This window comes from Saccharopolyspora tripterygii (genome assembly GCF_054778355.1).
In genome coordinates, this window is record NZ_BAAGZP010000018.1 from 294068 (window position 1) to 315502 (window position 21435).

The window sequence follows — 21435 nt, forward strand, 5'->3', positions numbered from 1 at the left end:
GGGCGACTTGAGATGAGCGACAAGAACAACGACGACGAGCCCGACCTCGGCCGGGAGTGGTCCGCGGCCGAGGAAGAGCTGGCGGATCTGCTGCGCAGCCAGGACTTCGACTCCGACAGCCCGATCCGGATCGACATCGGGAACAACCGCGGTTCGGTCGTGGTGGAGCTGGCCGAGACGGCGGTGACGCACGTCGAGATCCGGCACGACCTCGGATCGAGCGGCCAGGACTGGCAGAGCGGGCTGACGGGGTTGCTGAGCTGGGTCACCGAGCAGTTCGGGCAGCCCGGCACGCGCGGCGGCTTCGACCCGAGCGCCCTGTCGAAGGAACCGATCGTCGAAGCGGTGCGCCGCACGCGGATCGACATGACCAGCGGTCGGCTGGTGGTGCGCGCTCCGTCCAACGCACCGCTGCGCGGAGTTCCGCTCGCGGTCCGGGTGACGGCACCGATCGGTTCCGAGGTCGGCGTGCAGAGCGGCTCGGCCGAGGTCGCGGTGACCGGCGCCGCCGGGAAGGTCAACGTGCAGGCCGGAACGGGCGCGGTGGCGGTCGCCGAGGCAGGCGACCGGGCCACCGTCCGCAGCGGATCGGGGAACCTGCGGCTGGGCACCATGCGCGGTGGCGTGCACGCGCGCTCCGGGCGCGGTGACATCGAGGTCAGCGCCATCGGCGGATCGTCCTCCGTGGCCAACGGTTCCGGTGCCATCTGGCTCGGCGAGGTGTCCGCCGACGTGCTGGTGCGCACCGGCAGCGGCGACATCACCCTCGCCGACGCCGTCGACGGGCAGGTCGAGCTGATCACCGGATCCGGCGAGCTGCAGGTGTCGATCCACCGCGGAACGGCGGCGGAGGTCGATCTGACCTCGTCAACCGGTGCCGCTCGCAGCGATCTCGACGTCGCCGATCAGCCACCGGAGACCGAACCGACGCTGCGGATCTTCGGGCGCACCGGCAGCGGCGACGCCGTGCTGACCACCGCCGGCTGATCCGCTACTGGGTGCCGCGAGCGAGTTCGGCGTTGAGCGGGCGGATGAGCTCGCCTCGTTCGCCCACCACGACGTCGTCGAGCCCGAGCCAGGTCGCCATCTCGCGCAGCGAGGCGGCCAGCTCGGGTGCGACGCGCACGGCGTCGCGGCCGGGTTCGAGGAACGCTCCGGGGACCCGGAGCACGCCCGCCGCCCGGTCGGCCTTGAGGTCGACGCGCGCGACGAGCTCGCCGTCCAGGAGGAAGGGGAAGACGTAGTAGCCGTACTGCCGCTTCGGACCCGGGACGTAGATCTCGATGCGGTAGCGGAAGCCGAAAATCCGCTCGGCGCGCGCACGTTCCCAGATCAGCGGGTCGAACGGGCACAGCAGCGCACGACCGCTGACCTTGCGCGGGGTCCGCGCCTCGGCGTGCAGGTAGGCGGTCTGACGCCATCCGCTCACCTCGACCGGCTCCAGCACGCCGCTGTCGACGAGTTCGGCCACGGCCTGCTTCGACTGGTCCGGGCCCAGCCGGTAGTAGTCGCGCAGGTCGGTCTCGGTGCCGATGCCCACGGCCTGGGCGGAGCGCTCCACCAGCGCGCGGACCGCTTCGGAGTCCTCGGGCTCGTGGGCGAGGACCGCGGCGGGCAGCACCCGTTCCGGCAGGTCGTAGAGCCGCTCGAACCCGCGACGGGTACCGGTGGTCAGCTCCCCCATCGCGAACAGCAGCTCGCAGACCCGCTTGGTGTCGGTGCGATTCCACCAGGGACCGCGCCCCTGGCGCTCGCCGCCCCCGAGCTCGCGCTCCAGTCGGCCGGCACCGATCGGTCCGAGCTCCTTGACCGCGGTCATCACGTCGTTGACCAGTTCGGGGTTCTGCTCCAGCAGCTCGCGTGAGCGCTTGCGCCACGCACCGCCGTACTCGCGCATCCGCCAGCGCAGCAGCGGCCAGTCCTCGACGGGGATCAGCGATGCCTCGTGCGCCCAGTACTCGACGAGCATCCTGGGCTGTCGCGCGGTGTGCGACCACGCGGCGGTGTCGACCAGTTCCGCCGGGTAGGCACCGAGCCTGCTGAACAACGGCATGTAGTGAGCGCGCACCGCGACGTTCACCGAATCCAGCTGCAGCAGCTTGGTCCGGGACAGGGCCCGCTGCAGGTGCCGCCGGGTCACCGCACCTCGTGGTCGCGGATCCGCGAAGCCCTGCGCCGCCAGCGCCGTTCGGCGCGCCGTGTCGTTGCTGATGGTCTGCACACGGCGATCGTGCCAGCACGCCCCGACAACACCTCCCCCGCGGGCGGGAGAGCCGGGACTGCTCGCCGGTGCCGCGAGCGGACACGTTAGGTTGGCGCGCATGGCTGAAGCCGATGTGCGCGAGGCGGTGGCGTCCGACGCCGCCGAGATCGCACGCATTCAGGTCGAGACGTGGCAGACCGCCTACGCCGAGGTCCTCTCACCCGCGGTGCTGGCAGGGTTGGACAGCGCCGGCGCCGAGCGGGAATGGCGAGAAGCGGTCACCTCCGGCGCGGCCACGGTGCTGCTCGCGATCGAGGGTCGCTGGACCGTGGGTTTCTGCGCCGCGGGCCCCGCCCCGGAATCCGAGGTCGCCGCCGCCGATGGCGCGCTGCCCGAAGACGCGTCGACGACCGTGCTGGTCAGCGCGCTTCTGGTGGAACCGCGTTGGGGCCGTCGCGGCCACGCCGGGCGCCTGCTGGGCACCATCGGGCGTCGGCTCGCCGAGCGCGGTGCGACGCGTGGCATCACCTGGGTGCCCGAGTCGGATTCGGCGTCGCTGTCGTTCTACCGCGCTGCGGGTTGGGCTCCGGACGGTACGGTTCGCACGTTGGACGCGGGAGGGCGGCCGCTTCGCGAGATGCGCTTGACCGGACCGCTGGAGTTCGAGTTCGAGCAGGACTGATGCCCGTCCCCAGGAGCCTCGTGTGCTGACGATCATCGGCTTGCTGTCGACCACCTTCGGTGTGTCGGTGGCGTCCGCGCTGCTCCCGCTGATCAGCGTCGAGCTGTTCGCGATCGGTCTGGTGCTCAAGGAACCCGGGATCCCGTGGTGGGTCCTCGCGCTCGTCATCGCCACCGGTCAGATCGGCGGCAAGCTGCTGCACTACTACGCGGCCCGCGGATCCATCCGGCTGCCGAAGTTCATGCGCAGGGAGAAGAAGGAGAAGGCGAGCAAGGGCCGCTGGAAGACCTGGCTCGAATCGTTCCGCGAGAGCTGCCGTACGCGCCCGGTCTGGGCCGGCGGGGTTCTGCTGATCAGCGCGCTGGCGAGCCTGCCCCCGTTCGCGGCGGTGGCGATCGTCGCGGGCTGGGCGAAGGTGCCGGTCTCGACGTTCCTGATCACCGGGTTCGTCGGCCGCTTCGTCCGGTTCGGCGCGCTCGCCGCGGCCCCGGCAGCGATGGCCGGCTGGCTCTGACGGGCCGAGTCCCGAGCGCCTGACCGCCGGAGGCGGACGCCCCCACCCACCTGATGCCCTTCGGGGGTGGGGGGAAGTTTTCATGAAAACTTCCCCCCACCGCCGAAGGCGGACGCCCCCTCGCAGTGGGGTGCGAGGGGGCGTCCAGCTCATTCAGGGGAGGGTCGGCAGCGCCGGGAGGCCCAGACGTCCCGGGATTCCCAGGACCGAGTCGACCAGGCCGAAGACCGGGATGCCCAGCGGGGCGAAGGTCCACTTGTCGTTGAGGTCGCCGGTGTCGGGCTCGTCGACGACGGCCGGGCCGTCCTGAGCGGTGACGGCGGCCGGAGCCGGAGCGTCCGGGGCTGCCAGGGCTGCCGGTGCGGCGGTGCACAGGGCCGCTCCGACCAGGAGCGAGGCGGTGATGGCGCGGGATGCGGTGTGCTTCATGCGAAGTGCCTTTCTCTTCTCGACCTGCCGCGCGGTGCGCGGTCCACGCAGCGGGTCAGGACTTCCTGGTCAGCCGGCCAGGATCGCGACGACCGGGGCCAGCAGCTGCGTCGGCAGCTGGATGGTCGGGGTCAGCACGGCACCGAGGTCGACCCCGGGCAGCAGCCACACCGACTCGGCGTTGGCGACGCCACCGGTGACCAGGACCGCACCCAGGGCGAGGGTCACCGCGGTTGCGGCACGGCGGATGGACTGGGACATGTTTTCCTCCTCTTTTGCTCACCACCGGCCGCAGCCGGTGGAAGATCAGCAGACGGCGTCCGACGGCTTGGGGTTGCCGAGCCCGAACAGCGGTCGCAGTGCGACACCGGCGTAGGTGCCGGCGATGGCGGTCAGCCCCCACAGCCAGCCGTGCAGGCTGAAGGACGCGATGCCGGAGAAGTAGGCGCCGATGTTGCAGCCGCCGGCGAAGCGCGCGCCGATGCCCATCAGGATTCCGCCGATGACGGCGCCGACGGCCATCCGCCACGGGATCTTGCGGTGCAGGGTGAACGCACCGGCCAGCGCGGCGGCGATCAGGGCGCCTGCCATGATCCCGAAGTCCATCACCGAGATCCGGTCGGTGAGCACCGACGCGGTGAGCTTCGCGGCGTTGTCCGGGTCCTGCCAGAACGGGGCGCCGGAGATGTCGACGCCGACCCAGCCGAGGATCTTCGCTCCCCACAGCCCGAACGCGGAGGTGATCCCCCACGAGCTGCCGGAGACGAACAGCGTCGCGGCGTTGAGCACGGCCAGCAGCACCGCACCGACCCACAGCGGCCACGAACCGCGCAGCGCGCGCAGCAGCCCGGTGGCGATCGGCGGCTGCTCGATCGGCGGAGGCGTGCGGCGCCGCTCGACCAGCAGCGAGACCCCGACGACGACACCGATGATGACCAACGTGATCAGCACTCCGCCGGTGTAGCCCAGCGGGGTGTCGGCGAGCGAGACCTTCGGGCCGATGCCCTGCACGGTCTTGATGAAGGGCGAGATGAACGCGGTGAACACGGACCCGACGATGAATCCGCCGAGGGTGAAGATGATCGCGGTCTGACCGCTGCCGACCGCGAAGAGCGTCCCGGAGGCGCACGAACCGCCGACCTGCATGCCCACGCCGAACAGGAAGGCGCCGAACACCACGCCCAGCCCGGCGGTCTGGAGCTGGGGTTCGGGTGTGCCCGACAACGAGTACCCGCTGCCCAGGATGCCCGCGAACAGCACGGCCGCGACGCCGAGCATCAGCATGTGCGCGCGGATCGCACGGCCTTGCCCGACGGTGATCAGCTGCCGCCACGCGGAGGTGAACCCGAACCGCGAGTGGAACAGCACGAGTCCCAAGCCCAGACCGACGGCGTAGAGCACGGTCATCTTCCAGCCGGCCGCGTTGGCGACCGCGAGCCCGAGCACGACGGCGATCGCGATGCCGATCGCCACCACTCCTCGTTGCGCGGCGGGCGCGGTGCGCACCGGCGGCGGGGCTGGTCTCTCAACGTCCACAACAGACATTGCTCACTCCTACTTCTGCGTTAGCGGGCCGGAGACGGCCACGATCGTTCCGTGCGGGATCCACTGCCCGAGATTCCCGCCGTGCTGGTGACCGGGCATCTGCATGATGTCGACCTGGGCCGAGGCGTACATGGTGACCTCGCCGCCGATGCTCTCGCCGCGAGCCGCCGCCCACTGCCGGTAGCCGGACAGCGAGGGCGGATCACCGAACGCGGCGGACTGGGTCATGCCGTAGGTGAGCGCGGCGCGGTCGCGGGGGTCGAAGCGCAGCGGGATGGACGCGCCCGTGGACGCGGTCACCACCGGCCCGTGCAACAGCCACGGCGCGAGGTGAATTCCGTAGAGGTAGTGGGCGTTGGCCAGCGTCTCGCCGGCCTTCTCCCAGCCCGAGACCTGCACCAGCGCGCCGTCCGGGTTGTCGGCCACCGGAATTCCGCGTCGGGCGGCTTCACCCCGGACGAGGTCGGCGGCTGCCTTCCCGCGCGGCGTTTCGTCGCCCACGACGGTGATGGCGGGGACCCGCATGCCGGCCAGGAATCCCACGTTCTTGCGCAGGGCGTCGGCGTCCTCGGGGAGCAGTTCGGTGTCCGGGCAGGTCACCGGCCTGGCCGAGCCCGCGGCGGCGGCTCCCAGCGCGGCGCTGGCGCATTCGGGTTCGGCCGAGCCGGGGAGCTCGGGCAGATCACCGGTGTCGACGTCGACGGTCCCGGTGTCCTCGCCGTTGCGGATCAGCAGCTCGCTGGATCCGGGCGGCAGCTCGACCTCGGCCCAGGTCCCGGAGGTTCCCGGCCTGGCCACGGCGCGGGAGATCTGGTCGCCCTGCTCCACGGTGATGCCCGCTCCGGCGGTCTCCGGGAAGTGAACGAGGTTGCGGCCCACGCGGTTCGGGCTGACGAGAACCGGGGTTCCGGCGGACTGGGCGAGCCGGCCGACGCCGGGCACCGGGAGGTCGTGCGGCAGGGGGATTCCGGGAAGCGTCGCCCAGGCGAGGACCGCGGCGAGCACACCGACGGCCCCGAAGCGGTACACCCGCTCGGTCTCGCGCACGGCCAGCGTCACCGCCAGCACCGCGACGGCCCCGATGAGCAGCACCAGCACCGTGATCCCGTAGCCGGTGTCCCACAGCCTGCGGTCGAACAGCCCGGACAGGACGAGCTGCCCGATCCCGGCTCCGACCAGCGCGACCGAGGCGGTCAGCGCGATGGGTCGCGGACGGAGGCCGCCGTCGGAGTTCCAGGACTTGGCGAGCGCCAGGCCGAACCAGACCACGGCGACCGCGACGAAGATCGTGTCGATGAAGAAGGCCAGCGAGGTGTGGCCGAGCGCGGCCTCGGCGATCAGCAGCAGCGCCAGGGCGAACCCGACGAAGGTGGCCGGGCCTCGCCAGCGCAGCGCGAGCGGCACGGCCAGGGCCAGCACCACGTGCGCGATCGCGAAACCGATGTTGATGTGCAGGAACGCGGCCGAGAGCCCGGCCAGCGCCGCGGTGGTGCCGCCGGCGATCCAGGCCGGCAGCGCTCGCATCTGCGCGCCCGCTCGCAGCAGGCCGATGCCTGCGACCAGCGCGGTGCTGGTCAGCAGCAGCACGCGCAGGGCCAGCGCCAGGAAATCCACACTGGACACACCGGTGTGGGTGTGCATGTCTCCCATGTCCGCTCTCATTCCTCCGGGCAGGGGTGGCCGCCGCGGGACGGCGGCCACCCCCGTTCGCCACTGCGTCCAGGTGTCTGGCGTCTGTCGTGCGAACTACTTCAGGTCGCCGTCGGACACCACGAACAGCTGGGAGTGCGGCTTGGCGTTGCCGAACTCACCGTGCGGCCACGACCGCCGGTTGAAGTTGACGCCGACCTCGCCGGTCACCTCGTCGCGGAAGGTGTCGTCCACCGAGACCTTGCCGTCCGGGCCCAGGTCGACGAGGTTGACCTTGTGGTCACCGTCGTTCCCGGTCCGAGCGACGAAGTAGTTCGACACGGCGAGCCGTCCCGGAACCTGGGTCTCGGAGTACTTGCCATCAGCCCCGAGCTTGAAGTTGTCGTAGGCGCCCCAGTGAGGGCCACCTGCGGCCTTGCCCGGGTTGATCGGGGTCGTCCCGGCCAGCGTCGGGCAGTCGGGCTCGGCACCGCCGTTCTCGGATTCCCCGATGTCATCGATGTTGCACTGGAAACCGGTGCCCGCGTTCACCAGCTTCGAGATGTCCAGCGTGTACACACCACCGGTCGTGCCCGGATCGTCCTTGCCGAAGGTGCCCGGAGCGCGGCCCTGGATCGCCCGGTACAGGAACCGGTCGTCCGGACTGGTCTGGAGCCAGCCACCGTTGGAGCTGCCACCGTTGGCGTCGTTGGCCTTGTCGAAGTGCTGGGCCGCGGCGCCGTCGTCGAAGACCTGGGTCCAGTGCGGTTCAGGAGCCGTGATGTCCGGCGTGTAGAACACCGCACCGCCCTGCATGGTCTGGGCGAAAGCACCCTTGTGACCAGGCTGGTTGGTCACGGTCGTCTCCATCGCCGCACGAGACTCGTTGTGCAGCGGGTCCTTCGGGTTGGCCCGAGGGCCGTCCGGGAGGTAGGAGACCGCCTTGAGCTTCGGGTGGTTGCGGTCGGAGATGTCCCAGGTCCGCACCGTCGGACGCCGCAGGTACGGCGACGGGGTCTTGACCGGGTCGAGGATGATGTTCCTCGGCTCGGCGTAGTCCGACGTCACCAGGGTGTTGAGGTCCTCGCGGGCCTGAACGCCGTGCGGGTTGGCGCAGGTCGGTTCCCCGAGCCGCGGCAGGTTGTCGCACAGCTTCTTGTTGTCCCCGCCCGGCGTCGCGGCCGGGGATTCCGAGAGCACCTGGCCGTTCGGGTCGAACCGCACGACCTCGCCAGGGCTACCGGCGAAGCCGTTGCCCACGTGCACCGAACCGTCCGAGTACTTGTACGGGCCGGGCACGACCGGACCACCCATGTAGGTGCCGTAGGCGCTTCCGTCCTTGAGCGTCCAGTACGCGTCCGGGACCGAACCACCCAGCGTCTGCGTGGGCAGGCTGATTCCCTTGAGCTTGACGTTCGGCAGCGCCGAGACGTCGAACGCGTAGGTGGCGCCGAGGAAGAGCGCGCCGGCGAAGATGGTGTCGCCCTTGTGCCACACGTACTGCATGTGGTGCGGCTCGTTCTCCACCAGCGGGCCGACGGTGATCGTGTTGACCACCTCGCCGTAACCGGGCGATCCCTTCGTCGCGTCGATCACCGCGAGGAAGTCCGGTCCGGGCAGCGCGTTGGCCACCTTGCCCGTGCCGCCGGACAGCGAGCCCGGAAGGTTGCGGACGTCGGGAACCACTGTGTCGGCGATGTTTTCGTCACCGGCCCAGACGACGAGCCATTCCTTCGGCTTACCGTCCGAAGTGGACTTCGCGAGGGCCTTCTTGTCGATGTGGTTGGTGATCGTGTAGTCCTTGCCGTCCTGCCCCTTGACGGACTGCGTGGACACATCGACGCCTGCGTTGGCGTCCGGCACCGGTAACGTGACCGCACTGACCGCCACCGCTAGGGCGGCCAGCCCGATCGGGAGCCTTCGAAGACTCTTTTTCATTGTGCACTCCGGTTATTCGTGGAGAGTTCCAAAATCGGGCACGACGAATCCGTTCATTTGGAATGCGCGGAATTCCAAATGAACTGGCCGTGCTCGCCTCGGAGAGAGAAAGAACGCCTGCAGTGGCGGGTGAACGAGGTGCCTTAAGCGTGACAGAGTGCGCTGGCCTGCTGCCGAAGATCGACATGCAGGCGAGCCACCAGACCGGCAAACCTGGACATGCCAGTAATAATCAAGAAGCGCCCATCAGGTGTCAATCTTCAACCACTCTCTGAGATTCAACCCGGTCAAACCCTGAGAATCGCCTGGTAAAATCGATCAGTAGCCTGAACGGCGGTATGCGGACGATCATCGACCGCTTTACGTTGGTGGGTTCCCGGTTCCGCTCAGGACTTCTCGTCGCGCTCCAGCTCGATCGCCTTGCGCATCGCCTTGCGCCCGCGGTTGCGGTCACCGGCGAGGTCGTAGGCCTGCGCGAGGGCGAACCAGCGACGCCAGTCCTGCGACGACGCCTCCAGTTCGGACTGCTTGGCGTCGAACCACGCGTCCGCGGCCTCCCGCTCGACCCTGCCCGAAGGCCGTCGCGGGAGGTGCGACACGTCCGGCAGCGCGTCCTCGTCGTCGAGCCTGCGGGCGAGCCGCTCGGTGGACGCGCCGAAGCGCAGCTGGTCGACGACGAGAATCGCGCCCAGCACCGGGAAAACCAGGATCGCCAGGCCGAGCGCGATGAAAACCGGCTCACCGCTGGAGATCATCGTCACAGCGCGACCGCTCATCAGCAGCAGGTAGGCCAGCAGCACGAGCGCGACCACGAAGGCCGCGTTCCGCGCGGTCAACAGCCGAGCGGCCACCTCAGATGCCCATCAACGCGTCGAGTCCCACTGTCAGACCCGGACGGCCGGGCACCTCGCGGATGCCCAGCAGGACGCCCGGCATGAACGAGCGGCGGTCGTAGGAGTCGTGCCGGATGGTGAGCGTCTCGCCCTCGGTGCCGAACAGCACCTCCTGGTGCGCGACCAGACCGGTCATCCGCACCGCGTGCACGCGCACTCCGTCGACCTCGGCACCGCGAGCGCCGTCCGGGTCCTTGGTGGTCGCGTCGGGCATGGCGCCCAGCTCGGCCTGCTCGCGGGCCTGCGAGATGACGTGCGCGGTGCGCGCCGCGGTGCCCGAGGGCGCGTCGGCCTTCTTCGGGTGGTGCAGCTCTACGATCTCCGCGGACTCGAAGTACTTGGCGGCCAGCTCCGCGAACCGCATCGACAGCACCGCACCGATGGCGAAGTTCGGGGCCACGATCACGCCGACCTGCGGGTGATCCGCCAGCCAGGTGCGGATGGAGTCCAGCTCGGCGGGACCGAGACCGCTGGTGCCGACCACGACGTTGATGCCGTTCTCGACGCAGAACTTGATGTTGTTGAGCACCGAATCGGGATGGGTCAGATCGACGGCGACCTGCGCGCCGGACTCGACGAGCCGCTCGATCGGATCGTCCTGGTCGACCTCGGCGACCAGCTCGGTGTCGGCGGCCTCGCCGACGGCCCGAGCGGCCTCGGAACCCATCCGCCCGCGGGCGCCCAGCACACCAACCTTGATCACCGTGGAAACACCTCTCCGCACCGACGCTGCTCACCAGAATTCTAAGCACCGCACCGCACGACACCGGACAACCCACCCCACCCAGTGACCAACACCATCCAGCCCGGTGGGGATCTCAATTTCGCAGGTATTTGCATGTCACCCGGGTGACGTTCAAATACCTGCGAAATTGAGGTCCTACTGGGGTGCGTTAGACGCCGTCGGGGAGGTCTTCCGGGGTCTTGTAGGGGCCTACGACTGCGGTGGTGACGGGGCGGTTGAGGAGGTCGCGGGCCAGGTCGGCCACGTCCTCGGGGGTGACCGCCTCGATCTTGGCGAGGGTCTCCTCGACCGTGTAGTGGCGGCCGTAGTTGAGCTCGGTCTTGCCGATGCGGCTCATCCTCGCCGCGCTGTCCTCCAGCCCCAGGACCAGACCGCCGCGCAGCTGACCGCGACCGCGCTCGACCTCCTCCGCCGACATCCCGTGGGCGGCGACGTCGGCGAGCACCGAGCGGATCACCGAGGCGACCTCGCCCAACCGCTCCGGCGTGCAGCCGGCGTAGACCGAGAACGTGCCCGCATCCGAGTAGGCCGCGCTCGACGAGTACACCGAGTACGCCAGCCCCCGGTTCTCCCGGATCTCCTGGAACAGCCGCGAGCTCATGCCCCCGCCCAGCGCCGCGTTGAGCACGCCGAGGGCGAAGCGCCGAGGGTCGTAGCGGTCCAGGCCGCGGCAGCCCACCAGCAGGTGGGTCTGCTCGGTGTCGTCGGGCTGCAGGACCAGCGGCTCCTGCTTGGGCAGGCGGGCGCGGCCGGCCCGGGGCTCCTCCGGCCGGTCGTCGCCGGTGAGCCGGTCGCCCAGCGCCTTGCGCAGCAACCGCACGACCTTCGCGTGCTCGACGTTGCCCGCGACCGCCACCACCATCGTCGGCATCCGGTACCGACGCCGGTAGAAGCCGTGCACCCGGTTGCGGGTCATCTCGCTGATCGATTCCTCGGTGCCCAGCACCGAGCGTCCCAGCGGGCCGTCGCCGAGCACGGCGGCGGCGAAGTTCTCGTGCAGCAGGTCCTCGGGGTCGTCGTCGCGCATCGCGATCTCCTCGAGCACCACGCTGCGCTCGACGTCGACGTCCGCCGCGTCGTTGACCGCGTCGAAGACCACGTCGCAGAGCATGTCGATGGCCAGCGGCAGGTCCTCGTCGAGCACGTGCGCGTAGTAGCAGGTGTGCTCCTTGGATGTGAAGGCGTTGAGCTCACCCCCCACCGCGTCGATCTCCTGCGCGATGCCGACGGCGGTCCGCTTCGCGGTGCCCTTGAACAGCAGGTGCTCCAGGTAGTGCGCGGCGCCCGCCTGAGCCCGGGTCTCGTCGCGCGATCCGACGCCGACCCAGATGCCCACCGACGCGGAACGAACACCGGGAACGGGTTCGGTGACCACGCGCAGCCCGCCCGGCAACACCGTCCGCCGCACCTCCGCGGCACCGTTGTGCCCGAGAACCCGGGTGGTCCCGGGACGTTGCAGGTGCCCGGCTGTCTGCTTCTGCTGCTTCATATCCCTGTTCTCGTCGCCTCCGCGCGAACCCCGCGCACTCACGACAATACGGCCCGCCCCGGAAGACCGGGACGGGCCGTATCGGTGAAGATCAGAGGATCATTCGGAAGCCGCAGCGGACTCGGCCGGAGCCGACTCGCCTTCCGCCTTCTCGTCCTCGTCGCCGACCAGCACCAGGCTGATCTTGCCGCGGTTGTCGATGTCGGCGATCTCCACGCGCAGCTTGTCGCCGACGTTGACCACGTCCTCGACCTTGCCGATGCGCTTGCCCTGGCCGAGCTTGGAGATGTGCACCAGGCCGTCCTTGCCCGGCAGCAGCGAGACGAACGCGCCGAACGCCGCGGTCTTGACCACGGTGCCCAGGAAGCGCTCGCCGACCTTCGGCAGCTGCGGGTTCGCGATGGCGTTGATCTTGTCGATCGCCGCCTCCGCGGACGGGCCGTCGGCCGCGCCCACGTAGATGGTGCCGTCGTCCTCGATGCTGATCTCGGCGCCGGTTTCCTCGGTGATCGAGTTGATCATCTTGCCCTTCGGCCCGATGACCTCGCCGATCTTGTCGACCGGGACGGTCACCGAGGTCACGCGCGGGGCGTGCGGGCTCATCTCGTCGGGCTTGCCGATCGCCTCGGCCATGACCTCCAGGATGGTGAACCGGGCGTCGCGCGCCTGGCCCAGCGCCTGCGCCAGCACCTCGGACGGGATGCCGTCCAGCTTGGTGTCCAGCTGCAGCGCGGTCACGAAGTCCTTCGTGCCCGCGACCTTGAAGTCCATGTCACCGAAGGCGTCCTCGGCACCGAGGATGTCGGTCAGCGCCACGTAGTGGGTCTTGCCGTCGACCTCGTCGGAGACCAGGCCCATCGCGATGCCCGCGACCGGCGCCTTCAGCGGCACACCCGCGTTGAGCAGGGACAGCGTCGAGGCGCAGACCGAACCCATCGAGGTCGAACCGTTGGAGCCCAGCGCCTCGGAGACCTGGCGCAGGGCGTAGGGGAACTCCTCGCGCGAGGGCAGCACCGGCATCAGCGCGCGCTCGGCCAGCGCACCGTGGCCGATCTCGCGACGCTTCGGGCTGCCCACCCTGCCGGTCTCACCGGTCGAGTAGGGCGGGAAGTTGTAGTGGTGCATGTACCGCTTCGTCGTCTCCGGGGAGAGCGAGTCGATGGTCTGCTCCAGCCGCAGCATGTTCAGCGTGGAGACACCCAGGATCTGGGTCTCGCCGCGCTCGAACAGCGCCGAACCGTGGGTCCGCGGGATCACGCCGACCTCGGCGGACAGGCTGCGGATGTCGGTCAGGCTGCGGCCGTCGATGCGGACCTGGTCGCGGATGATCCGCTGGCGCACGAGCTTCTTGGTCAGCGAGCGGAACGCCGCGCCGATCTCCTTCTCGCGGCCCTCGAAGGCCTCGCCCTCACCGGTGCCGACCTTCTCCAGCACCGACGCCTTGATCTCGTCGAGGCGGGTCTCGCGCTCCTGCTTGCCCGCGATCTTCAGCGCCTCGGCGAGCTCGGTGGACGCGGACTGCTCGACGGCGGAGAACGCGTCGTCCTGGTAGGCGGGGAACACCGGGTAGTCCTGGGTGTCCTTGCCCACGGCCTGGGCCAGCTGCTGCTGGGCCACGCACAGGTTGCGGATGAACGGCTTGGCGGCCTCGAGGCCCGCCGCGACGATCTCCTCGGTCGGCGCCTGGGCGCCGCCGTCGACCAGCTCGACGGTCTTCTCGGTGGCCTCGGCCTCGACCATCATGATCGCGACGTCGTCACCGACGATGCGGCCCGCGACGACCATGTCGAACACGGCGCGCTCGAGCTGCTCGTGGCTGGGGAAGGCGACCCACTGGCCGTCGATCAGCGCCATGCGGGTGGCACCGATCGGGCCGGAGAACGGCAGGCCCGAGCCCTGGGTCGACGCCGACGCGGCGTTGATCGCCAGCACGTCGTAGAGGTCGCCCGGCTTCAGGCTCATGACCGTGACCACGACCTGGACCTCGTTGCGCAGGCCGTCGACGAACGACGGGCGCAGCGGGCGGTCGATCAGGCGGCAGGTCAGGATCGCGTCCGTGGACGGCCGGCCCTCGCGGCGGAAGAACGAGCCGGGGATGCGACCCGCGGCGTACATCCGCTCTTCGACGTCGACGGTCAGCGGGAAGAAGTCGAAGTGCTCCTTCGGCTGCTTGGAGGCCGTGGTGGCCGACAGCAGCATCGTTTCGTCGTCGAGGTAGGCGACGACGCTACCGGCGGCCTGCTTGGCGAGCCGGCCGGTCTCGAAACGGACGGTACGGGTGCCGAACGCGCCGTTGTCCAGCACGGCGGTGGCCTCGTACACGCCCTCTTCGATCGCTTCAGTCAAGGTGACTCCCTATCGTCACAACGCCCACGGCAGGAGCATCCGGACCGGTGATCCGACAAGGCCGGCCATCGATCGAAGCTCCCGGGACCGTCTCGCGACGACATGCCCGGCAGCCACTACCGAGGACCGGCGGACGCCTGGAACCAGTGCTTGCCACCGTGAGCGCTCTATTGAGTTGCTGACGGCGCCTCCCAGGCGCCGTCCGGGTTTTACGCACCGGGGGGAGCGGCCGCGGCCACTCCCCCCGGTGTCATGTCAACGACGCAGACCGAGTCGCTTGATCAGCGAACGGTAGCGTTCGACGTCCACCTTGGTCAGGTAGTTGAGCAGACGACGGCGGCGACCCACCATCAGCAGCAGGCCACGACGCGAGTGGTGGTCGTGCTTGTGCTGCTTGAGGTGCTCGGTCAGGCCGGTGATCCGCTTGGTCAGCAGGGCCACCTGGGCCTCCGGCGAACCGGTGTCGCCGTCCTTCAGGCCGTACTCGCCGAGGATCTGCTTCTTCTCGTCAGTGGACAGCGCCACGTCATTCTCCTTCTGCATGTCCCGTGTCGGTGAGCGGCGAGCTGCCTTGCGGCGCCACCGCCGTGAGGACTGGTTACCCCGGAAATCGGCCACCACGGACTGCAGCCGTTCCACAGAGCGAGGATAACAGGGAAGCCCTGCTCGCCCCGGCTACCCCGACCCTTCGCGCGTCAGCGTCACACCGTGCACCGCGCGGTGCACCGGACCGCCTTCGCCCTGGTCACTGCGCATCACCGCGAGCTCCCCCGCCGTCCACCACGGACCGGTGTAGCCGGCGAGCAGCTCCGCCAACGCTCGCCGGTCGGCGCTTCCGGACGCCCACCTGGCGGCGGTCAGGTGAGCCCGGAACCCGTCCGGGTCGCCGCCCGCGGCCCGCACCAGCCCGCCGAGGACTCTCCCGTCGGCCTCCGCCGCCGGCTCGACCCCGATCCACAGCACGCCGCGGAACGTTCCGGACCCCGCCAGGCGGAGGTCGGGAGCTCGTGCGCCGACCTGGGCGATCCGCCGGTCCAGGCGCTCGGCGACCCGCTGCGGGTCGGCGTCGTCGCCGTGGAAGCACAACGTCAGGTGCCAGCGCTCGGCCGCGGTGAAGCGGAACTTGCGCAGGCCCGCCGTCACCTCGGCCACGCGATCGCGGTCGAGATCGGCGATCGCACCGGCGAGGTGCTGCACCGCCTCCTCCGAGGGCCGCAGCGCGGTGAACAGCCGCATGCTTCGAGTCTGGCCCGGTCAGCCGCTGTCGGCGGCCCGGCGCAGCAGGCCCGCGAGACGCGGGTATCGGCCCTCCAGCAACGACGCCGCCGCCTCCAGCTCGGTGGGCTTGGCGACGTCCAGCAGGACCGGCCAGGCGATCTGCTCGCCGTTGGTGGCCTGCTTGACCGGCAGGTTGTCCCTGCCGACCGAGGGCTGCGAACCGCGGACGTCCTCCAGCGCCTGCTTGATCGCGTCCGACTCACCGGCGGCGACGCCCGGGACGAGGACCTTGCGCTCCAGCATCACCAGGCGGGCCAGCACCTGCGGGTTGCCGATCTTGGCGCGGCGACCGCTCATCACCTGGCTGAGCATCGGCGCGCTGATGCCGAGCACGTCGGCCAGCTGCGCCTGCGAGATGCGGAAGGCCACGACCAGTCGGCGCACCCGGTCACCCAGCGGCTCGCCGTACCACTGCCGCTGCAGAGCCAGATTTCGCTGGACGCTGCTGCTCTCCGACACCTTCACTCCCCCTGCGTGGCCGCCACCCCGGCGAACCCGAGGTGATCCGGACTCGAATCCTGCCAGCTCACCGGCCCCGCGGGGTTGAGAATCCGAAAACCTCTCCATCCTCGGCGCGGAGGTCACTCCCGCACCCCGAGAATCCGGCGGGTCTCGGCGACGTCGGCGTTCATCTGATCGATCAGCGCGTCCACCGAGTCGTAGCGCTCCATGGCCCGCAACCGCTGCACGAAGTCGAGATCGACGTGCTCGCCGTAGAAGTCAGCGTCCACATCGAGCACGAATGCCTCGACCGTGCGCTCGGTCCCGGAGAACGTCGGGTTGCTGCCCACCGACACGGCGGCGGGCATCGCCGGCCCCGGCTGCGACGCGCCGCGCCTGCGGTGGGTGAACCAGGCCGCGTAGACGCCGTCGGCCGGGATCGCCGTGTAGTCCGGGGTGGACAGGTTGGCCGTCGGGAAGCCGAGCTCCTTGCCGCCGCGACCGTCGCCGCGCACCACGATGCCCTCGATCCGGTGGTCGCGTCCCAGAGCCGAGGCCGCGGCCACCACGTCACCCGCGTCGATGCACGCGCGGATGTAGGTCGAGGAGAAGGTCACCGAGGTGGCATCGGTGTCGTCGGAACGCTCCACCGGGCCCGAGACCAGCGCGTCGGAGGCGACGTCGAAGCCGAAGCGCTCGCCGAGCTTGGTCAGCAGCTCGATGTTGCCCGCGGCCTTGTGCCCGAAGGTGAAGTTCTCGCCCACCACGACCTCGGCGGCGTGCAGCTTCTCGACGAGGATCTCGTGCGCGAAGCCCTCGGCGGGCACCCGCGACAGCTCGCGGGTGAAGGGCACCACGCAGAACACGTCGACGCCCAGCTTCTCGGCCAGCTCCGCCCGCCGCCGCAGCGTGGTCAGCTGCGCCGGGTGGCTCCCGGGGCGCACCACCTCGGCCGGATGCGGGTCGAAGGTCATCAGCACGCAGGGAACCCCGCGCCGCCGGGCCTGCTGCACCGCGTGCGCGATGAGTTTCTGATGACCGCGATGCACTCCGTCGAAGACCCCGATGGTGACGACGCAACGGCCCCAACCACCGGGAATCTGCTCCAAACCACGCCAACGCTGCACGGTCCAGCAGCCTACTTCCCCCGAACCACCACGCACTCAGCGGTGGATCCGAACCGGGGCAGGACCCGTATTTCGCGCGAAGTTCGGATCCCCACCACGCCGCGCGAGGCCGACCTCGCAGCAGCGGTCAGTTGCCGGGGACGATGACCAGAACGGCCTTCGCGGTGCGGCCGCGGTCGCGGACCAATGCCACGGCGCGACCGTCAGGACCGAACATCCCGTAGGTGCCCTCGACCCCGGCAGCGGTCACGACCTGCCCGTGCGAGAGGGCCCTGGCCGTGGCGGCGTCCACGTTGCGGCGGGGGAACGCCGTCTCGACGGCCTGGTCCAGGTCCATCGACAGCGCGGGCTCCTCCTCCAGCTGGTCCAGCGTCCGCGCGGTGGCGAGGCCGAACGGTCCGACCCTGGTCCGGCGCAGCGCCGTGAGGTGCCCGCCGACGCCGAGCCCGGCACCGAGGTCGCGGGCCAGCGCGCGCACGTAGGTGCCCGAGGAGCACTCCACCAGCACGTCCAGCTCGGTGGCGTCCTCGGTGCGCCGCAGCGCGAGCACGTCGAAGCGCGAGACGGTGACCGGCCGGGCGTCCAGCTCGACGGTCTCACCGCTGCGCGCGATGTCGTAGGCCCGGCGGCCGTTGACCTTGACGGCGCTGACCGCGCTCGGCACCTGTTGGAGATCACCGGTCAGCGCGGCGACCCCGTCGCGGATCGCGGTCTCGTCCACCGCCGAGCCGTCGGCGGAGGAGACGATCTCGCCCTCGGCGTCGTCGGTGGTGGTCGAAGAACCGAGGGTGATGGTCGCCAGGTAGGCCTTCGTGTCCAGCGCGAGGTGGCCGAGCAGCTTGGTCGCCCGCTCCAGGCCGAGCACGAGCACGCCGGTGGCCATCGGGTCCAGCGTCCCGGCGTGTCCGACCCGGCGGGTGCCCATGATGCGGCGGACTCGGGACACCACGTCGTGCGAGGTCATCCCCGCCGGCTTGTCGACCACCAGCAGGCCTGGCGGAACGGCGGGACTCTGTTTGCGGGATTGCGCGGACACGGCGGGCCATTTTTCCCGACCCCCCGGCCACCGCGCTCCCAGGGGTGCGGATCGCTCAGGCCGTCGCGGGTGCGTCACGGGTCGCACCCACCACGGCCCACTTGCCGGAGCGGGCCCGCAGCAGCAACGTGACCATCCGCAGCACCATGAACAGGCTCAGCCCGGTCCAGATGCCGACCAGACCCCAACCGAACGCCAGCGCCAGCCAGATCAGCGGCAGGTAGCCGATGACGGCGCTGAGGATCGTCGCCGTGCGCAAGTAGGCAGCGTCGCCCGCGCCGAGGAACACGCCGTCCAGCGCGAAGACCACGCCCGCCACCGGCTGCACCGCCACGAAGAACCACCAGGCGTGCGGCATCTCGGCGAGCACGGCCGCGTCGGTGGTGAACACCGACGGCAGCACCCCGGACACGGCCGTGAAGAAGACCGCCAGGCCGCAGCCGAAGACCAGGCTGTACCAGGTCACCTGCTTGGCAACGGCCTTCGCCCTGGGCACCGAACCGCTGCCCAGGGCCGCTCCGACCAGCGATTGGGCGGCGATGGCCAGCGAGTCCAGCACCAGCGACTGGAACATCCACAGCTGCCAGACGACCTGGTGGGCAGCAGCCGTCTCGGCACCGGTCCGGGCCGCCACCGACGTCGCGGACAGGAAGCAGACCTGGAAGGCCAGGGTGCGCAGCACGAGGTCGCGACCGAGACCGAGCTGGGCGCGCATCCTGGCCCAGTCGGGGCGCAGCGGCGCCTTCTCCACCAGCAGCGCGCGGATGAACAGGGCGGCGGCGATGCTCTGGCCGATCAGGTTCGCGAACGCCGAGCCCTCCAGCCCGAATCCCATCGGGTAGACGAAGATCGGGCAGAGCACGGCGGAGACGCCGTTGCCGATGAGCGTGTAGCGCAGCGGCCGGACGGTGTCCTGCACGCCGCGCATCCAGCCGTTACCCGCCATCGTGATCAGCACCAGCGGGGCACCGCACAGCGCGATGCGCAACCAGGTCCCGGCGGCGTCGGCCACCGGGCCCGGCCCGGCCAGCAGCTCCGCGACGGGCGTGGCGACCAGCTGGGCGATCAGCGACAGCACCACGCCCACGGCGACGCCGAGCCAGGTGGCCTGCACGCCTTCGGCAACCGCCTCGGTACGCCGACCGGCACCGTGCAGCCGGGCGGTGCGGGCGGTGGTGCCGTAGGTGAGGAAGGTCAGCTGGCTGGAGATGAGCGTGAACAGCGTGCCGCCGAGCGCGAGCCCGGCCAGCGGGATCGCGCCGAGGTGCCCGACCACGGCGGTGTCGACCAGCACGTACAGCGGTTCCGCCGCGAGCACGCCCAGGGCCGGGACGGCGAGCCCCAGCACCTTGCGCGGTGACACCCGTTCCCCGACCTCTGACACTGCATCTCCCCGGTAAGCTACGACTAGTGGGTTCGCCCCTGTCAAAGGGTAGCGGTAAGGAGCGACAGTGGATAGCGCCGATTACACGGAGGTCGCGCTCCGGCTGGCCAACGCCGAGCTGACCGACATCGAATCGGTCCGCGCCGCGCTGCACGACGAGCCCTGGTGGGCCGACCGGCTGCGCGAGTCCGACCTGCCGCTGCTGCGCGAGGTCGCGGGCGGTCTGCGCCGGGCACTGACGGCCATGGTCGAGGACCCCGGGCGCGCTCAGGACGAGACGGTCCGCGCGGAGATCAACGCGCTGCTCAACACCCATCCCCCGCGACCCCGGCTCTCCGGGCACGGCGGCCACGACGGCGCTCCCAACTGGCACGTGCACGTGGCCGGACCGGACGCGCCGGCAGTGGACGAGGTCGTCGCGGCAGCGGCATGGGGACTCGCGCAGGGCGTGGTCCACCACGGCACCCAGCGCTGGGGGCGATGCCAAGCCGAGGGCTGCAGCACCTACTACCTGGACACCTCCACCAACCAGGCCAAGCGCTTCTGCTCGCCGCGCTGCGCGAACAGGGTTCACGTCGCCGCCTTCCGAGCCCGCAAACGCTCCTGAGCACCGCGTTCCCCTCTTCCGCGAGACCAGGCCGGGTCACACCCCGAACCACGACGAAACGCCGAGCGCGCCAGCACCCGTTCGGGGGACGGATTCTCAATTTCGCGCGAAATTGAACGGGGTCAGGGGGTGAGAAGGGGGGCCTCGTCCAGGGCGTTGCGGATCGCCGTCAGGACCTCCTGCTCCTCACCGCGCGCGGTGAACCCGGAGGCCAGCCGGTGCCCGCCGCCACCGCAGGCGTTGGCCGCGTGGCTGACGTCGACGCGGCTGTCGGCGCGCATCGACACCGACCACTGACCTGCGCCGATCTCCTTGAGCACGACGGCGACCTCGGCCTCGCTGGAGGTCCGCAGGAGGTCGATGACGCTGTCGACGTCCTCGCCCCCGAGCCCTTCCGACTGGGACGTGCGGACCGTGGCGCGCACGAGCCCCAAGCCCTGGGCCGCGGACGGTTCCAGCTCGGCCTCGGCCAGCACGCTCGCGAGCTTCCCCATGAACGCGAACGGGTGGGTGTCCAGCAGCGGTTTGGTGGTGGCCTCCGGGTCGACGCCCGCGTCGAGCAGCCGCGCGGCCACGCGGTGCACGTCGGCGCTCGCGTGGCGGAAGGAACGGGTGTCGGTGACCAGGCCCGCGTACAGGCAGCGCGCGATCGGCAGGTCCAGCTCCGCGCCCAGCTCGTCGAGGACCCGCTGCACGATCAGGACGGTGGCCTCGGCCGACTCGTCGATCACGTGCAGCGTCCCGTAGCGGGTGTTGGAGACGTGGTGGTCGAGGACGATCACCTCGCCACCGGCGGCGATGGTGGCCTTGACCCGGTCCGCGAGCTTGCCCAGCCGACCGAGGCTGCCGGTGTCGCACACGACCAGCAGCGGAGGCGCGGCGGGCACCTCCGACGCGGGCACGACGAGACCGTCGGCGTCGAGGTCGCGCAGCGATCGAGCGGGCTCGTCCGGATGCCCGAAGGACACCCGGACCGCGCTACCGCGCTTCTTCAGCGCCCTGCCCAGCGCGAGCGCGCTGCCGAGCGCGTCCGCATCGGGGTTGACGTGCCCGAACAGGGTCACGTCGGGTGCCGCCGCGAGCTTGCCCGCGGCCACCGCGACGGCTTTCGCCAGGGAACCGCCCGAGTCGGGTTGCCCGCGCACACGT

21 protein-coding genes are annotated in these 21435 nt (G+C 70.5%); 4 read left to right on the top strand and 17 right to left on the bottom strand.

All coding sequences use genetic code 11. The features are described from left to right. The first annotated feature begins 12 nt into the window (after positions 1 to 12). The gene (locus ACYVF3_RS15210) at positions 13 to 987 is read left to right on the top strand and encodes a DUF4097 family beta strand repeat-containing protein (protein WP_461154869.1); all 975 of its coding nucleotides are present in this window, start codon (positions 13 to 15) and stop codon (positions 985 to 987) included. A 4-nt stretch (positions 988 to 991) separates the two neighbouring features. On the opposite strand, the gene ACYVF3_RS15215 is transcribed toward ACYVF3_RS15210, so the two are convergent. Then, positions 992 to 2221 (bottom strand): winged helix-turn-helix domain-containing protein, encoded by a 1230-nt coding sequence (locus ACYVF3_RS15215; protein WP_461154870.1) that lies wholly within the window; start codon positions 2219 to 2221, stop codon positions 992 to 994. Positions 2222 to 2321: 100 nt separating this feature from the next. Here ACYVF3_RS15215 and ACYVF3_RS15220 point away from each other — a divergent pair, with 100 nt between their 5' ends. Next, on the top strand, positions 2322 to 2885 hold the full coding sequence (locus ACYVF3_RS15220; protein WP_461154871.1) for a GNAT family N-acetyltransferase: 564 nt from the start codon (positions 2322 to 2324) through the stop codon (positions 2883 to 2885). Between the two features lie 22 nt (positions 2886 to 2907). Then, positions 2908 to 3399 (top strand): VTT domain-containing protein, encoded by a 492-nt coding sequence (locus tag ACYVF3_RS15225; RefSeq protein WP_461154872.1) that lies wholly within the window; start codon positions 2908 to 2910, stop codon positions 3397 to 3399. 153 nt (positions 3400 to 3552) lie between these two features. Here ACYVF3_RS15225 and ACYVF3_RS15230 read toward each other — a convergent pair whose 3' ends face one another. From ACYVF3_RS15230 to ACYVF3_RS15300, 15 genes are all read right to left on the bottom strand, one after another. Then, the gene (locus ACYVF3_RS15230) at positions 3553 to 3828 is read right to left on the bottom strand and encodes a hypothetical protein (RefSeq protein ID WP_461154873.1); all 276 of its coding nucleotides are present in this window, start codon (positions 3826 to 3828) and stop codon (positions 3553 to 3555) included. Positions 3829 to 3897: 69 nt separating this feature from the next. Beyond that, positions 3898 to 4089 carry a hypothetical protein gene (locus ACYVF3_RS15235; RefSeq protein ID WP_461154874.1) on the bottom strand — a complete coding sequence of 64 codons (192 nt, stop codon included), beginning with the start codon at positions 4087 to 4089 and terminating at the stop codon, positions 3898 to 3900. Positions 4090 to 4134: 45 nt separating this feature from the next. Continuing rightward, the gene (locus tag ACYVF3_RS15240; RefSeq protein WP_461154875.1) at positions 4135 to 5373 is read right to left on the bottom strand and encodes a YeeE/YedE family protein; all 1239 of its coding nucleotides are present in this window, start codon (positions 5371 to 5373) and stop codon (positions 4135 to 4137) included. Positions 5374 to 5382: 9 nt separating this feature from the next. Further along, entirely contained in the window at positions 5383 to 7023 is a 1641-nt protein-coding gene (locus ACYVF3_RS15245) for a hypothetical protein (protein ID WP_461154876.1), read from the bottom strand. 96 nt (positions 7024 to 7119) lie between these two features. Beyond that, positions 7120 to 8940: a hypothetical protein gene (locus ACYVF3_RS15250; protein WP_461154877.1), complete on the bottom strand. Its 1821-nt coding sequence runs from the start codon at positions 8938 to 8940 to the stop codon at positions 7120 to 7122. Positions 8941 to 9326: 386 nt separating this feature from the next. After that, positions 9327 to 9776 carry a hypothetical protein gene (locus ACYVF3_RS15255; protein WP_461154878.1) on the bottom strand — a complete coding sequence of 150 codons (450 nt, stop codon included), beginning with the start codon at positions 9774 to 9776 and terminating at the stop codon, positions 9327 to 9329. Positions 9777 to 9792: 16 nt separating this feature from the next. Next, entirely contained in the window at positions 9793 to 10536 is a 744-nt protein-coding gene (gene dapB / locus ACYVF3_RS15260) for a 4-hydroxy-tetrahydrodipicolinate reductase (RefSeq protein WP_461154879.1), read from the bottom strand. A gap of 190 nt (positions 10537 to 10726) precedes the next feature. Continuing rightward, positions 10727 to 12067, bottom strand: a complete 1341-nt coding sequence (locus ACYVF3_RS15265; RefSeq protein ID WP_461154880.1) for a M16 family metallopeptidase — start codon at positions 12065 to 12067, stop codon at positions 10727 to 10729. Between the two features lie 99 nt (positions 12068 to 12166). Next, positions 12167 to 14413, bottom strand: coding sequence for a polyribonucleotide nucleotidyltransferase (locus ACYVF3_RS15270; protein WP_461154881.1), 2247 nt, complete (start codon positions 14411 to 14413; stop codon positions 12167 to 12169). A 255-nt stretch (positions 14414 to 14668) separates the two neighbouring features. Beyond that, complete coding sequence (rpsO, locus tag ACYVF3_RS15275) at positions 14669 to 14956, bottom strand: 30S ribosomal protein S15 (RefSeq protein WP_461154882.1); 288 nt, start codon at positions 14954 to 14956, stop codon at positions 14669 to 14671. A gap of 132 nt (positions 14957 to 15088) precedes the next feature. Next, the gene (locus tag ACYVF3_RS15280; protein ID WP_461154883.1) at positions 15089 to 15649 is read right to left on the bottom strand and encodes a 2'-5' RNA ligase family protein; all 561 of its coding nucleotides are present in this window, start codon (positions 15647 to 15649) and stop codon (positions 15089 to 15091) included. 18 nt (positions 15650 to 15667) lie between these two features. Further along, positions 15668 to 16150 carry a helix-turn-helix domain-containing protein gene (locus ACYVF3_RS15285; protein ID WP_461154884.1) on the bottom strand — a complete coding sequence of 161 codons (483 nt, stop codon included), beginning with the start codon at positions 16148 to 16150 and terminating at the stop codon, positions 15668 to 15670. A 122-nt stretch (positions 16151 to 16272) separates the two neighbouring features. Then, positions 16273 to 17259, bottom strand: coding sequence for a bifunctional riboflavin kinase/FAD synthetase (locus tag ACYVF3_RS15290; RefSeq protein WP_461154885.1), 987 nt, complete (start codon positions 17257 to 17259; stop codon positions 16273 to 16275). A gap of 127 nt (positions 17260 to 17386) precedes the next feature. Next, the gene (gene truB / locus ACYVF3_RS15295; protein WP_461154886.1) at positions 17387 to 18295 is read right to left on the bottom strand and encodes a tRNA pseudouridine(55) synthase TruB; all 909 of its coding nucleotides are present in this window, start codon (positions 18293 to 18295) and stop codon (positions 17387 to 17389) included. 55 nt (positions 18296 to 18350) lie between these two features. Continuing rightward, on the bottom strand, positions 18351 to 19679 hold the full coding sequence (locus ACYVF3_RS15300; RefSeq protein WP_461154887.1) for an MATE family efflux transporter: 1329 nt from the start codon (positions 19677 to 19679) through the stop codon (positions 18351 to 18353). 67 nt (positions 19680 to 19746) lie between these two features. Between ACYVF3_RS15300 and ACYVF3_RS15305 the strand changes: the two genes are divergently transcribed. Next, complete coding sequence (locus tag ACYVF3_RS15305; protein WP_461154888.1) at positions 19747 to 20286, top strand: CGNR zinc finger domain-containing protein; 540 nt, start codon at positions 19747 to 19749, stop codon at positions 20284 to 20286. A 122-nt stretch (positions 20287 to 20408) separates the two neighbouring features. Here ACYVF3_RS15305 and ACYVF3_RS15310 read toward each other — a convergent pair whose 3' ends face one another. Continuing rightward, entirely contained in the window at positions 20409 to 21431 is a 1023-nt protein-coding gene (locus tag ACYVF3_RS15310) for a DHH family phosphoesterase (protein WP_461154889.1), read from the bottom strand. Positions 21432 to 21435 lie beyond the last annotated feature (4 nt).